This window comes from Deltaproteobacteria bacterium, from assembly GCA_019309045.1.
Taxonomy (GTDB): Bacteria; Desulfobacterota; Syntrophobacteria; order BM002; family BM002; genus JAFDGZ01.
This window is the reverse complement of the sequence record JAFDGZ010000077.1, coordinates 1-13441: the sequence shown is the minus strand read 5'-3', so window position 1 is coordinate 13441 and position 13441 is coordinate 1. Positions and strand designations below refer to the sequence as shown.

The 13441-nt window shown below is 54.8% G+C and carries 15 protein-coding genes; 11 read left to right on the top strand and 4 right to left on the bottom strand.

Going from position 1 to position 13441, the window contains the following annotated elements; translation table 11 throughout:
* Positions 1–197 (bottom strand): hypothetical protein (locus JRI89_13995; protein ID MBW2072352.1); only part of this gene is annotated, 197 nt, incomplete at its 3' end.
* A gap of 54 nt (positions 198–251) precedes the next feature.
* Entirely contained in the window at positions 252–1220 is a 969-nt protein-coding gene (locus JRI89_13990; protein ID MBW2072351.1) for a transposase, read from the bottom strand.
* Between the two features lie 1048 nt (positions 1221–2268).
* Here JRI89_13990 and rfaE1 point away from each other — a divergent pair.
* The 7 genes from rfaE1 to rlmB all read left to right on the top strand — a co-directional run bounded on the left by rfaE1 (position 2269) and on the right by rlmB (position 8573).
* On the top strand, positions 2269–3282 hold the full coding sequence (gene rfaE1, locus JRI89_13985) for a D-glycero-beta-D-manno-heptose-7-phosphate kinase (protein ID MBW2072350.1): 1014 nt from the start codon (positions 2269–2271) through the stop codon (positions 3280–3282).
* Between the two features lie 387 nt (positions 3283–3669).
* Positions 3670–4995, top strand: coding sequence for a UDP-glucose/GDP-mannose dehydrogenase family protein (locus JRI89_13980; GenBank protein MBW2072349.1), 1326 nt, complete (start codon positions 3670–3672; stop codon positions 4993–4995).
* Positions 4992–5543 carry a DUF4416 family protein gene (locus tag JRI89_13975; GenBank protein MBW2072348.1) on the top strand — a complete coding sequence of 184 codons (552 nt, stop codon included), beginning with the start codon at positions 4992–4994 and terminating at the stop codon, positions 5541–5543. The genes JRI89_13980 and JRI89_13975 overlap by 4 nt, the downstream gene beginning before the upstream one ends.
* A gap of 143 nt (positions 5544–5686) precedes the next feature.
* Positions 5687–6565 carry a YicC family protein gene (locus JRI89_13970; protein ID MBW2072347.1) on the top strand — a complete coding sequence of 293 codons (879 nt, stop codon included), beginning with the start codon at positions 5687–5689 and terminating at the stop codon, positions 6563–6565.
* Positions 6566–6742: 177 nt separating this feature from the next.
* Entirely contained in the window at positions 6743–7018 is a 276-nt protein-coding gene (locus JRI89_13965) for a DUF370 domain-containing protein (protein ID MBW2072346.1), read from the top strand.
* Between the two features lie 3 nt (positions 7019–7021).
* Positions 7022–7675, top strand: a complete 654-nt coding sequence (gene gmk / locus JRI89_13960; GenBank protein MBW2072345.1) for a guanylate kinase — start codon at positions 7022–7024, stop codon at positions 7673–7675.
* Positions 7676–7808: 133 nt separating this feature from the next.
* A complete protein-coding gene (rlmB, locus tag JRI89_13955; GenBank protein ID MBW2072344.1) occupies positions 7809–8573 on the top strand; it encodes a 23S rRNA (guanosine(2251)-2'-O)-methyltransferase RlmB in 765 nt (254 codons plus the stop codon).
* On the opposite strand, the gene JRI89_13950 is transcribed toward rlmB, so the two are convergent.
* On the bottom strand, positions 8527–9213 hold the full coding sequence (locus JRI89_13950) for a YggS family pyridoxal phosphate-dependent enzyme (GenBank protein MBW2072343.1): 687 nt from the start codon (positions 9211–9213) through the stop codon (positions 8527–8529). The genes rlmB and JRI89_13950 overlap by 47 nt on opposite strands.
* 43 nt (positions 9214–9256) lie before the next feature.
* Positions 9257–9862 (bottom strand): septum formation inhibitor Maf, encoded by a 606-nt coding sequence (gene maf, locus JRI89_13945; GenBank protein MBW2072342.1) that lies wholly within the window; start codon positions 9860–9862, stop codon positions 9257–9259.
* A 269-nt stretch (positions 9863–10131) separates the two neighbouring features.
* Between maf and JRI89_13940 the strand changes: the two genes are divergently transcribed.
* From JRI89_13940 to coaBC, 4 genes are all read left to right on the top strand, one after another.
* A complete protein-coding gene (locus JRI89_13940; protein ID MBW2072341.1) occupies positions 10132–10782 on the top strand; it encodes a potassium transporter in 651 nt (216 codons plus the stop codon).
* A gap of 216 nt (positions 10783–10998) precedes the next feature.
* Entirely contained in the window at positions 10999–11517 is a 519-nt protein-coding gene (locus JRI89_13935) for a nitroreductase family protein (GenBank protein ID MBW2072340.1), read from the top strand.
* 81 nt (positions 11518–11598) lie between these two features.
* Entirely contained in the window at positions 11599–12087 is a 489-nt protein-coding gene (locus JRI89_13930) for a hypothetical protein (GenBank protein ID MBW2072339.1), read from the top strand.
* Positions 12088–12235: 148 nt separating this feature from the next.
* The gene (coaBC, locus tag JRI89_13925; protein MBW2072338.1) at positions 12236–13441 is read left to right on the top strand and encodes a bifunctional phosphopantothenoylcysteine decarboxylase/phosphopantothenate--cysteine ligase CoaBC; all 1206 of its coding nucleotides are present in this window, start codon (positions 12236–12238) and stop codon (positions 13439–13441) included.

The window sequence follows — 13441 nt, the reverse complement described above, 5'->3', positions numbered from 1 at the left end:
GTGGGCGTTTCATCTTCGCTCATGATATAGGTGCCTTCCACAGTGAAGTCTCCGGTGGCTTCATATGGATTTACAGAGGGTTCGTCTATGGTGACCGTTCCACTTGCGCCCCACGCCTCAAGCGATGGCACCATCAAGATCAGGGAACATAAAATAATGGCGAGATATCCGATTTTCTTGGTCGCTGGTGCAGCCATGGCTTTCATCCCTTCCGTGCAACGGAGATAGGGGACGTTGTTGACGAAGTGTACTTATTTCTTTCTTCTCAATATCTGCGCAACAGCGGAGGTGGACAGGCCCAATTGTCTCGCGGTTTCCGCCAGAGAAAGCCCTAACTCCTGCACCAGTTTCATAGCCAGATATGCCCGTAGCCTCGATACAGAACGGTTTCGGCTGGCTGATCGAAGTACAGGCACCTCAATATTGTCTCTTTGGCAGCAAGCCTCTATCTCTTTCTCAGCACGAGCAACCAACTCGTGGGTGGGTATCTGATGCTTGATCTTTTGACTTGCCTCCTCGAGGAGTTGCTCGACAAATTCACCGCTGCCCAGTATGCGTTCATCGCCCTTTTCCCTTGCACCCAACCGCCGCATGGCCTTCACCACCGACCAGCCGCCCATGGAACGCACCAGCCCCCCGCCTACCAGCTCCGGCCGGCGCCCCTGATTGATCCCTTCCTTTACGAACTCCCGGTATGCCTTCCGTGCCTCACCTTCCTTGTTGCCAAACCACTGCAGCACATAGTCTCTATCCTGCCAGTCGTTGTTTCGACGACCCAACAGTACCGCGTGCCCGCACCACTTGTAGCGCTCCAGTGTGCCGAGCGAATCAACCAGCTTGGCGCGAAGGGGGTTCAGATGAAGGTAGCGCACCAGTTCCTTGAAATAGGTGTCTTCCTCACAAACGATGGACTTGTATCTGTTCTGAAACAGATGTCCGTAGCGTCGATGACGTCTGTTAAACCATGTTGCATAACCGGACAGCAGCCTCCGCATCAGTGTGGGCAGACCCGCCGCACCACTTCGGAGCAGGATATGGCCATGATTGCTTAAAAGCGCCCAGGCGTAGATGGCAGTGCCCGTTTCTTTAGCCAAGGCCCCGAGGCGGGAGATGAAATTATCGCGATCGTAATCGTCTCTGACAATGTCGCTCCGCTCAATGCCACGCACAATCACATGGTGTAGCGTGCCAGGCGCATCCAGTCGTGCTCCCCGGGGCATAGGTTACTCCGCCAGTATCTGACCATTGGAAAAATCAACATGAACCAGCTTGTATAATTTGTCAACAACGTCCCCTCTAATGTTTCCCATACAGACTGTCGTCTGCCAAGACAGGAGTGCTCAACAGGAAAAGCACGCCTGCTGCCACAAGGATCGTCCCGAAAGTCCTCAAGGTTCCCATCATTTTCCTCCCTCTTGCCTTGCTTTCATCTCAGAAAGGCTTTTTGCCAAACAACACATATCCGCAACCTGGAAAACCAGAAGGCAAAGAGCCGGCCTCAAGATTCGCTCGCCCCCGGTTGAACGTCTGGTGACAGAGCCTGTGACCTCAAAGGCCTCAAGGGGTCTCTGCCGCTTTCAACGGCAGGCGCAGGGAAAGCTGCCTGCACCCGGAAAGGGTTGTCGGCATTCTCGCGAACGCAAGCCTGGGCCACGGCCACAGGTACAGGTTCTTGCTGCAGGTCTGGGGGTATCTGATTATTGGCTTGCGGCTCGGCTGATACTTAAGGTGCCTGAAGGTACGCCGTCAATTGTGCGCCGAAGCCAACTTGAACTCTTGCGGTTGTCTGGCGTCAGTTACAACTGCAGCAAGATTGGCAAAAAAAAGTGGGGATTGCAAGGGGAAAAATCAGGGTTGGTGAATTTTCAGGGTGTCGGTGTCTTTGCAAGAACAACCTGATAGCAGCGGCTGCCGCTGGTGAGTAGCGGCAGGTACAAAAAAAGGAAAGATTCACAGGTACAGCCTTAGCCGCCAGAAAAAAATAATTACTTCATTTCCATGCTGTGCTATATTCAACTGCAGTTTTCACCCGGATGCTTCATGAATCACGCACTGGCGTGACTGCGGCTGCTGATGTCGTTGAGCTTTCTGGCGTCCTCGGGCATATTCCTGACCGTATCGGCAGAGGTGGTTCCTGCGAGGTATTGCCCGGGAAGTCATGGACTGCTGCAGTTCAGCATCACTGGTCGGGGGAACAGAGATCTTGACGCTCGTCCAGCATCAACTCATGAAATGTCCAGGTGAAACGTCCTGCTTTATGAAACCCGAATGAATCCGAGAATGACTGTGGTTTTGTCTCCAGCGCAACTCTGTGAGGGCCTCGAGCGGTTTGAGGATTGTGCCATTCTGGTGGTCGGCGATGTGATAATGGACGAATTCCTCTGGGGCCGGGTCAATCGGATCTCCCCTGAGGCTCCAGTGCCTGTGGTGAATGTAGTGCGGGAATCCCTCATGCTGGGAGGAGCCGCCAATGTGGTGCACAACATTGCCGCCCTCGGGGGCAAGGCTCTGCTCTGCGGGGTCATAGGCCAGGATCGTATGGGCAGAGAAGTAAGGCGGCTGCTGGGCGAGCTGGGCCTGCCAACTCATGGCCTGCTGGCCGATCCTGAGCGGCCCACCACCATCAAGACCAGGGTGGTGGCCCACTCGCAGCAGGTAGTGCGCGTGGACCGGGAAGATTGCCGTCCATTGGCCGAGCACAATACCCTCAAAATGCTAGAAACAATCGGCGCTGAAATCAACACTTGCCAGGCGGTAATAATTGCAGACTATGGCAAGGGGGTTGTCACCCAGCAGCTCATGGACGGCATCCTGGAAATGGCCAGAGAAGCTGACATCATGGTGGGGGTGGACCCCAAAGAGCGAAACTTTGATTTGTATCGGCACGTCACCTTCATAACGCCGAATAATGACGAAGCAGCCACCATGGCTGGCATAGCAGTACATGATGACGACAGCCTGGCCCAGGCCGGCAGGAGGCTCCTGGAAGAGCTTCATTGCCGCCTGGTTCTCATCACCAGGGGTCAGGCCGGTATGACCCTCTTCGAGGGCAATGGCAATGTCACTCATGTGCCCACCGAGGCAAAAAAAGTTTTTGATGTGTCCGGCGCGGGCGATACGGTAATCAGCACCTTTACCCTAGGTCTGGCTGCTGGCTTCAGTCCTGAACAGTCTGCAGTGCTGGCAAATTTTGCTGCCGGCATTGTTGTGGCTGAGGTAGGAACCGCCACGGTAAGTGCTGCTCAATTGAAGAGGGTTCTGAGGAACAGCAGGCAGAGCTAGCCAGGAGACACATGCTGCTGATGGATTGCTGCTGGTTGCTCGGCTGTTTGTCGAGGCTTTTTCCCTTTGTGCCGGTTCCACCAGGTACTGAGGCTTGCCTCGACATGCGCGGTAGAGGCGGTAGAGAAAGCTGCGGCAGCCGGGCATGAAGCCGCTGGGCGGTTCCTGCTGAGTGTTACTGCCCGTGAGGGCATTGCCTGCTGGCTCGGGATTTGCAGAAGCTGACTCCTATGACAGGGTCCAGTGTCTGAGTCAAATGACCGCAATGGTTCTGGCTCCGACAGGGCGCCCGAGAGAGAAACTTTGTAGAGGGCCGCCGCTGAGATCCAGGCGTCTGAAATGTGAACGGTGCCTGGAAACTTGGTGGTGTTAAGTGGAGCTTTGCCTATGAACATCTGTATCGTGGGAGTTGGTTATGTGGGGCTGGTTACAGGTGCGTGTTTTGCAGAGTTCGGAGTGCACGTCACCTGTGTGGACAATGACGAGGAAAAAATACGCATTCTCAATAGTGGCGAGGTGCCCTTTTATGAGCCCGGATTGAAGGAGCTGATTCACAAGAATGTGCAGCAGGGACGATTAGCTTTCAGCACGGATGCCAGTGAGGCCATACACCAGGCGCTGGTGATCTTTATTGCTGTGGGAACTCCCTCGGCAAAAGACGGCAGTGCTGACCTCAGTTACATTCGAGAAGTTGCTGCCACCATTGGCAGGAATCTCACGGGCTACAAGGTCATTGTTACCAAGAGTACGGTTCCTGTAGGGACCGGCGAGATGATAGCGGACATTATCACCAAGGAGCGGCAGTCCACAACAGCCTTTGATGTGGTGTCGAATCCGGAGTTCCTCAGAGAAGGTTCTGCCATAGAAGACTTCATGCGACCAAATAGAATCGTAATCGGCGCCAGCAGTGATCAGGCGATTGCCATCATGCAGGATCTCTACCGGCCTCTCTATCTGATCGAAACACCGTTTATTATCACAGACGTGGCCACGGCGGAGATGATCAAGTATGCTTCCAACGCCTTCTTGGCCACCAAGATTTCTTTCATCAATGAAATGGCCACCATATGTGAACGGGTAGGGGCAGACGTGCACCAGGTTGCCAAAGGCATGGGGTTGGATGGGCGAATCGGCTCCAAGTTCCTCCACCCCGGTCCGGGATTCGGAGGCTCATGTTTCCCCAAGGACGTGCTTGCCATCGATAGAATCGCCGAGCAGCACGGCTACGCCTTTGAGATCGTCAGGGCTGTGATGCGCGTCAATGAGAAACAGAAAGAGCGCATGGTAGAAAAGATAATGGCGGGGCTGAACGGGGTGGCAGGGAAGCTCATTGCCGTGCTCGGTCTCACTTTCAAACCAAATACTGACGACATGCGAGAAGCGCCCTCTATTGCTATCATCAGAGCACTCCAGGAACAGGGGGCCAGGATCCGGGCCTATGATCCGGCGGGCATGCAAGAAGCCAGAAAGTTTCTCGACAACATAGAGTACGCCACGGATGCCTATGAGGCTGCCAGGGATGCCAATGCCCTGGTGATCATTACTGAATGGAATCAATTTCGCAACCTCCACTGGGAGAGAATGAAGGAACTCCTGACAGAGCCGGTGGTCTTCGACCTCAGAAACATCTACGAGCCCGACCGCATGGCGTCGCGTGGCTTCCGCTATTTTTGTGTTGGCCGCCAGAGTTTCACCCAGGAGAGTCCAAGGTGAGTGTCCCGCAGCAGGCAAAACCGGCAAAGCTTTTTGTCAGTGTGATTGCGAGGCAGGCCGAGGATATTGCCAGGGTTGTTCTGGATCTGGCCGACCGTTATGGTCCCATAGATTTTGTAAGTGAGATATTGCCCTTTGACCTTACCGACTATTATGAGGCAGAAATGGGCCGCCCCTTGCTGCGAAGGTTTGCCAGCTACGGCACCCTTATCGGTCAGGATGACCTGGTGCAGATCAAAGAACAAACCAACATGATGGAGACCAGGAGCAGCAGACAGGGGCGACGCACCGTGAATATAGATCCAGGATATCTGGTGGCCGAGAGACTGGTGCTCGCCTCAGGCAAGAACTACACTCACAGGATCTACCTTGGGCGGGGGATTTATGCGGACCTGACTCTGATTTTTCAACGTCAACAATACCGCGCCCTGCCCTGGACTTATCCTGATTATGCTCAACAAAAAATTCGCGACTGGCTCTGGACCATCCGACAACGCTATCTATTCCAGTTGCGCCAGGGGGAAAAGATGGTCAGCCCGAGAGATTGACAGGCAGGCTCTTGCTTTGAGCTCCTCCAGTACAGTGACCGGGACCACAGCAGGGAACTCATCTGCCCTGCAAGTGAATGCGGCTGCTGGAGCACATCGGGCGAGCAGGCACTCGAGAGTGGTTTTTATCAGGGAGAGAACAATTGCTTTACAGCATGACGGCCTTTGGCAGAGGACAGGCAGAAGACGAGGGATATAGTTTTACAGTAGAATTGCGTACCCTGAATCATCGATTTTGTGATATTCAGATAAGGCTGCCCCGCAAATATGCCTTCCTCGAGGATGACATCAGAAAGAAGGTGAGCCGCCGCTTCTCCCGGGGGCGTATAGAGCTTACGGTGCTCGCTGACGAGACTCTCGAGAAGGTGCAACATCTTACGGTAGATCTGGCTCTGGCCAGAACTTACAAAAGGCTGGCAACCCGTCTCAAGGAGGAACTCGACCTGGAAGGTGAGCTCAGGACAGAGACGCTTCTCGGCTTCAGAGATATCTTTGTGTTCCAGGAAAACGAGCAAGTGCAGACAGACGCCTGGCAGATCCTGGAAAAGGCGCTGGAGATGGCTATTGAAGCATGCCTGCAAATGCGCTTCGAGGAGGGCAGGAATATCGAGCTCGACTTTCGCCGGCGCCTGGACCATCTGAACCGGCTGGTTGAAGAAATGCGCTTGCGAGCACCAGAAGTGATTGTTGAGAACAAGAATCGTCTGCAGGAAAGGGTGCAGCAACTCCTCGAGGATACGGAGGTGGACGAGGCCAGGCTTATGCAAGAGGTGGTCTTCTTTGCCGAGAAAGCCGATATCACTGAAGAGCTGGTGCGCTTGCAAAGCCACCTGCAGCAGTTCCACGAACTACTGGAGGGCAGCGGCGTCCGCGGCAGAGAATTGGAGTTTCTCCTGCAGGAAATGCTGCGGGAGATCAACACTATCGGTGCCAAAGCAAGTGATGTGCTGATAGGCCGCAAGGTGATCAAGGCCAAGACCGAGCTGGAAAGGCTGCGAGAACAGGTACAGAACGTGGAATAACAGGGAGGAAGGGAGAGAGGAGATGTTACCTTTGGCGATGATTTTCTCCAAGGCACAGGCGCAGACAACGAGGATTCCTGACCCGTAGACGTCTTTGAAAATATGTTGACCAGCAGCAATCTTTCATCGTGGGGACGCCCTTGGCAATGATCCAGATATCTTTAAGGCGGTGTGGCAATGGAAGGAAAACTTCTCAACATCGGGTTTGGCAATACCGTGGTGGCAGATCGTGTGATTGCGATCGTTTCACCGGGTTCCGCACCTATGAAGAGGTTGAAAGAGGACGCTAAGGTGTCGAAGAAACTCATTGACGCTACTATGGGCAGACGGACACGGGCCATCATTATTACAGACAGCAACCATGTGATTCTTTCCGGGGTCCAGGCTGAAACCATTGCCCAGCGGTACATGGCTGATACTCTGAGCAAAGATGGAGACAGCAAGACGAAGTAGCTCATGAAATCTGCCGGACAACTCTTTGTTCTCTCAGGACCTTCAGGTGTGGGCAAATCGACTCTCAGGCAGGGGGTTCTGAGCAGATTAGCGAGTCTGGAATACTCTGTTTCCCATACTACCAGAGAACCTCGACCAGGGGAAAAACAGGGTGTGGACTATCATTTCGTCACACCGGAAGTCTTTCGTGCCATGGTGGCTGATGAGGCTTTTGTGGAATGGGCACGAGTACACCAGCACTATTATGGGACCTCGCGGGCAGAACTGGACAAGCGGCTCCAGAGTTGCCAGGATGTAATTCTGGAAATTGATGTTCAGGGCGCCAGGCAAATCAAGGCTCATTATCCCACAGCTTGCTTCATTTTTGTTCTCCCTCCAGACGCGGGCAGCCTGAAAGCGCGATTGCAGCGGCGGCGTACAGAAGACGCTGCCTCCCTCGAGACGAGGTTGACCCAGGCAGCCGTGGAAATTGCCGAGGCGCCCTGGTACGATTATTTGCTGGTCAACGACACCCTCGAAGAGGCCACGGACATGCTGGCAGCCATCATTGTTGCTGAACGCTGCCGCACCAAAAAGGTTGCCTCCCGTGTGCTGGCACTGTATCGAACCCTTGGGCCCCAGAAAAACGCCGCGGATGACCCTTCTTCTCCCCCATGAGGTTTGCCATGCATTCCTGTTGCCCGGGTTTCGCTGCACCCGGGAAAAAGCAGAGAGGAGAGGCCGACCGCCCGCCAGCAGCAGAGCAATAGATCTAGCCAGCGAGAGTGGAGCCATGGCCAGATCCACAGAAATGCTATATGGCATACATCCTGTGCGTGAGGCTCTTCGAGTGCGGGGCCATCGGTTTAAAGAAATCTGGGTCAGCCGTTCTTCAGTCAGTGGTCCGGTAAAAGAATTGCTCGAAGAGGCCATTGGTCTCGGTATCAAGATACGTTCCTGTGAGCGAGAACAGCTGGAGAACAAGGCGGGCAAGGTGAGGCACCAGGGCATCCTGGCATTCCTCGCTCCATATACCTATGCCACCTTGGAGGATATACTGACTGCAGCCCGGCAGCAGGATCCTGCCTTCATTCTCCTGCTGGACGGCATTCAGGATCCACAGAATCTGGGTGCCCTCATCCGCTCGGCCCATCTTTGCGGTGTTCACGGCGTTATAATTCCCAAACACCGGGCAGGGGGGTTGACTGCTGGCGTGCACAAAGCCTCGGCTGGAGCGCTCGAACATGTGCCTGTGGCCAGGGTAACAAATTTGGCGGCAACTATAGGTGTCCTGAAACAGCAGGCCATCTGGGTGGTGGGCCTGGCCATGGAAGGGGAGCAGCTGCTCTTCGAGGTGGATTTCACTCAGCCAACCGCCCTGGTGATTGGCAGCGAAGCCGCGGGGATTCGCCCCCTGGTAAAAAGAAGTTGTGACCTGCTGGCAGCCATTCCTCAGCTGGGGGAGTTGAACTCTTTCAGCGCCTCGGCGGCCGGAGCCATGGCCATGTATGAGGTGATGCGCCAGCGCTTCAAGTTCTCCGGCCAAAGAGAGCAGTGCCCACCCGCACCAGAGTAGCACCTTCTTCTATGGCCACTTCGAAATCTCCTGACATACCCATGGAAAGCTCGGTCATGTCAACATTTGCCAATCTTCGGGCAGCGATTTGGCGGCTCAGCTGCCGCAATTGACGAAAATACGGCCTCACTTTTTCAGGCTGATCGAAAAAAGGCGGCATTGTCATGAGGCCTTTGAGTCTCAAGAACGGTAGAGTGGAGATATATTCTATGATTGGAAGCACGTCTTCTTTCCTGATGCCGCCCTTGCTGGTCTCCGCAGCAATATTGACCTGTACCAGAATGGGAACCAGGCGGCCGGCGGCCTCGGCCCGCCGATTCAACTCCTTTGCCAGTTTCCTGGAGTCTACTGTGTGGATCAGATGGAAGAGCTTTACTGCATATTTGGCTTTATTGGTCTGCAGCCGGCCGATAAAGTGCCACCTGAGTCCAGGGGGTAGTTTGGCAATCTTTTCTCTGGCCTCCTGAACATAATTTTCTCCCAGGTCTTGCAGGCCTGCTTGCACCGCGGCCTCGATACGCTGCGGGTCTACGGTCTTGGTGACTCCCACGAGCCGCACTGCCTGCGGATCCCGGCCTGCCCGCAAGGCAGCTTCACTGATGCGCGCCTTGAGGCGCTCGAGATTTTCTGCAATAGACATAATTTGGTCCATCCTTTCACCTGTTCATATGGAACTGCAGCAGCTATGCTGCTTTGAAGGGATCAGCTACCTGGTGCCGGCGGAACAGTTCCACCACCTCGCACAGTGGCAGCCCAACCACATTGCTGTAGGAGCCGTTGATTCGCCTGACCAGGCAGCCCCCTATGCCCTGGATTCCATAGGCCCCGGCCTTGTCCATGGGTTCCCCGGTGCGCACGTATCCCTCAATCTCATCCGGGTCGAGCCGCCGCATATGGACCCGGGTTTCCACCCAGCAGCACTCCTGGATCTTTTTTGCCGGGTGCAGTAAACAGAATCCGGTGACCACAGAGTGGGCCCGGCCGCTGAGGCGGGAGAGCATGGCAGTGGCCTCTGAGGCATCCGCTGGCTTCCCCAGGATCTCTCCATCGATTACCACAATGGTGTCTGCAGCCAGGATCCATTCTGCGTGATGGTCACGAGATACCTGTACCGCCTTGGTCCTGGCCCAGACCAGCGTGTGTTCATGCGGTTGCCGGGGCAGGCCATCGATCTCTTCGATGCCGCTGGGGACTACCAGGAAGGAGAACCCCAGGCCGCGCAGCAGGTCGCGTCTCCGGGGAGAAGAGGAGGCCAGGATAAAATCATATCTGTTCACAGCGGTCCTCATCTCAACATGCCGAATTTGCCTGGATGATATGCTCTTGGCTCTGTGCGTACCCACAACTAACACACTGGAGACATCTTGGCAATTGTGAGATCGAGGCCTGCTGATGCGAAGAATGAGGTTGTAGATATTGCAGTGTTGCGCCTGGACGCCTCATTTGAATCCAGCTGGCAGGCTTAGCACGAGGCCTTTCGACCTGAGGAGTTTTCTCGAGGATTTGAGCGCTTTACTCTCAGAATGCTATAAGCTAGAAAGGAAGGGGAAAGAGGAAGATGAACGGGCAGATATTCTGGATTTTAGGGGCGGGGCGGTTCGGCACTCTGGCCACTGAACGTCTTCTCCGGCAGAAAGGGGATCGGCAGCTGGTGCTGGTGGACCGTGACAGGTCTCGGCTGGCCGGGGTTGTCGATGCAAGAGTCGCCAAAGTAGAAGGCGATGCCATTGATTTTCTGGATAAGAATCTGCATGTGATGCCAGATTGGCTTGTTCCTGCAGTGCCCCTGCACGTGGCTTTCCAGTGGCTGTGCCGGCGCCTGTCCAGAAGAGGTTCAGTCAGCCAATTGCCGGTGCCGGCCATCCTGGATAGTAGGCTTCCCAATCCACACCGCGGCAGTGACGGCACCCTCTATACAAGTTTTGCAACGTTTATCTGCCCTGACGATTGTGAGGAACCTGACGGTAGATGCACATTTACCGGCAAGCCACGTAAGGCTGATTTGTATAGAGTGCTGAGTGAAATGGCAGTGCCCGGCTACCTGACAGTGGTGATAAGGAGCCAGCAACTGGCGCCGGGCGTGGGTGGCTACCAACCTGCGGCGTTGCAGGAGCTGCTGCGTCAGGCTGAACAGAGTGAGCGGCAGATTATTGTGGCAACGGCCTGCCGCTGTCACGGTGTGGTCAACGCGCTCAGACACCGTAAATGAAAACAAGGCTTTGCCGGGACACACCCTGACTTCTTTTTCTTGCTTTGCTGGCTCGTCCGGATGATCTGCATGAAGATGGCAGAGCAGCTGGCCTGGTTTCATGATTGACGCTCTGGTGGCCTTGACGGTATACTGGGCAAAATTATAAATAATCAGAGGTGCTTATGAAGGGTTATTTATGAGCCCTGCTTGGAGGCATCCAGGGAGCGAGTGACTGTGAGTGAACCAGGCCAAGAAGTTCTCGAGGCAATCCGCCAGCGGCGGAGTATCAGGAAATACACCCAAGAGGACGTTTCCGAGGATGACTTGCAGACCATTCTGGAAGCCGGTCGCTGGGCTCCTTCGGGCCTGAACAATCAACCATGGCGCTTCGTTGTTGTCCGCCAGCAGACGGTGAAGGACAAGATAGCTCCGCTCACGCGGTACCATGAGATCATCCGCAAAGCACCTGTGATAATCGCAGTGTTTCTAGACAATAGTGCCAGCTATGACAGGGTGAAAGACTGTCAGGGGATTGGCGCCTGTATGCAGAATATGTGGCTGGCCATACACGCCCTGGGACTTGGTGGCGTGTGGTTGGGTGAGATCCTCAAGAACCGTGAACGCGTTGCTGATATACTTGAGGTGCCCCAGGACTTCGAGCTGATGGCAATTATGGCGGTGGGTCATCCTCGCGACCGGGAACAGAAGTCCTGGCGCCAGCCCTTGTCGGACCTCATATTCAGAACTTTCTGAAGTCAAGGCTCTACACCGCCTTGATCGGTACAAAAGGGCAAGGCTTTTATCTGCTGACGCCGCCAAAGGTGGAGGAGAGTGGTGGAGAAAAAGAGAACATGGACCACGAATTATCAGATTGGCATTGTTGTTTTGCTCTCTTTGTTTCTGGCAGTGTGCAGCTGCGCGGGAACAGGCAAGACGCAGGTCGTTCAGGCAGAGGAAACTGCAGCAAGCACGAGCGGAGAACAGGGGGAGCCGCTGCCCGTCTATTATGACTTCAAGGATGTGCCTGTTCCGCCGGAGCTCTCCCTGGATAAGAAGAGGTCATTTGTCTACAGCAATGCTGACATCACTGCTGGTGTTCTCGTCCTGGAGGGCAGGATGGCCAGGGAGACCCTGGTGGGCTTCTTTCTTGACCATATGAACAGAAACGGCTGGCTGTTGAGGTCCAGTTTCCGTTACAACCGCACTATTCTCAATTTCGAAAAGGGACAGCGGAGCTGTCTCATTTTTATTACAGGTGGCTCGGCTGGCAAGAGCAAGGTGGAGATCTGGCTGGCACCCCAGCTGGCTTCATCTGCCTCCTGACAACAATTCGTGGGCATTTTGCATTATAATGTGGGATGAAACACAATTGTAGTTGTCACCACGCCCATTTTGACGGAAACTAGAGGAAACAGGGTCGGAGTGGGAGCAGCAGAAAAGCCCGCCGCCTGACCTGATGTCCGAGGGATTCATGACACTTCTGCGAGAACGGTCCATATTGTTGGGAGTCACCGGGGGTATTGCAGCCTACAAAGCACTCGAGCTCACCCGGCTGCTGGCCATGGCCGGAGCCAGGGTGAGAGTGATCATGACGCACAGTGCCACCGAGTTCGTCCAGCCCCTTTCTTTTCAGGTGCTCTCCGGTGAGCCGGTACGAACGAACCTTTTTGACCTGGAGGCGGAATCTCGCGTTGGCCACATCGAGCTGGCTACCAAGGCTGATCTGGCGGTGATTGCTCCGGCCACTGCCAATATTGTCGGCAAACTGGCCCACGGCATTGCTGATGACTACCTGACTACTGCCATGCTTGTGTGCCAGGCGCCCAAAATAATCTGTCCAGCAATGAATGTGAACATGTTCGAAAACGAAGCGGTGCAGGAGAATCTTACTATTTTACGGCAGCGCGGCTATGTCCAGATTGGACCGGACAGCGGAGAACTGGCCTGTGGGGCCCAGGGTCTGGGCAGACTGGCTCCTGTGGAGAAGATTTTTGAACAGATTCAGGAAATTCTCACTCCTGCCACTCTTTCCGGCCGCAGAGTTCTGGTTACGGCAGGCCCCACATGGGAACCACTGGATCCGGTGCGGCATCTCAGCAACCCTTCAACCGGGAAGATGGGCTACGCCCTTGCCAGAGTAGCCAGGCGTCGCGGCGCAGAGGTAATTCTGGTCAGCGGTCCCACCGTTCTCGATCCTCCTGCCGGGGTTGAGGTGATTAATGTACGGACTTCGGCGGAAATGTATGATCGGGTTATGGAGAAATTCCCCAGAGTGGATGCAGTGGTCATGGCTGCTGCAGTTTCCGACTACCGCCCTCTGGAACAGGCTGAGCACAAGCTAAAGAAGGGCAAGGAGCGAATAGCACTGGAACTCGAAGCCACTGCTGACATCTTACTGCACCTGGGTGAGCTGAAAAAAGAGCAGATACTGGTGGGGTTTGCCGCAGAGACAGAGAATCTGAGCGAGAATGCCAGAGAAAAGATGCGGAAGAAGAACCTTGATTTCATCGTGGCCAATGACCTCACAGCAGTCGGCAGCGGCTTTGGCAGCGATACCAACCAGGTGACCATTTTCTGGGCAAACGACAGACAGGAATCACTGCCCAGGGAGGACAAGGAGCTGGTGGCCCAGAGGATTTGGGACAGGGTTGAGGAGATCTGGACACAGAGGATGTAA

Bases quoted from the DNA above. Each gene is read 5' to 3' on its own strand.
- JRI89_13990 (MBW2072351.1), bottom strand. From the start codon at position 1,220: ATGCCCCGGGGAGCACGACTGGATGCGCCTGGCACGCTACACCATGTG.
- rfaE1 (MBW2072350.1), top strand. From the start codon at position 2,269: ATGAATCCGAGAATGACTGTGGTTTTGTCTCCAGCGCAACTCTGTGAG.
- JRI89_13980 (MBW2072349.1), top strand. From the start codon at position 3,670: ATGAACATCTGTATCGTGGGAGTTGGTTATGTGGGGCTGGTTACAGGT.
- JRI89_13965 (MBW2072346.1), top strand. From the start codon at position 6,743: ATGGAAGGAAAACTTCTCAACATCGGGTTTGGCAATACCGTGGTGGCA.
- gmk (MBW2072345.1), top strand. From the start codon at position 7,022: ATGAAATCTGCCGGACAACTCTTTGTTCTCTCAGGACCTTCAGGTGTG.
- rlmB (MBW2072344.1), top strand. From the start codon at position 7,809: ATGCTATATGGCATACATCCTGTGCGTGAGGCTCTTCGAGTGCGGGGC.
- JRI89_13950 (MBW2072343.1), bottom strand. From the start codon at position 9,213: ATGTCTATTGCAGAAAATCTCGAGCGCCTCAAGGCGCGCATCAGTGAA.
- maf (MBW2072342.1), bottom strand. From the start codon at position 9,862: ATGAGGACCGCTGTGAACAGATATGATTTTATCCTGGCCTCCTCTTCT.
- JRI89_13940 (MBW2072341.1), top strand. From the start codon at position 10,132: ATGAACGGGCAGATATTCTGGATTTTAGGGGCGGGGCGGTTCGGCACT.
- coaBC (MBW2072338.1), top strand. From the start codon at position 12,236: ATGACACTTCTGCGAGAACGGTCCATATTGTTGGGAGTCACCGGGGGT.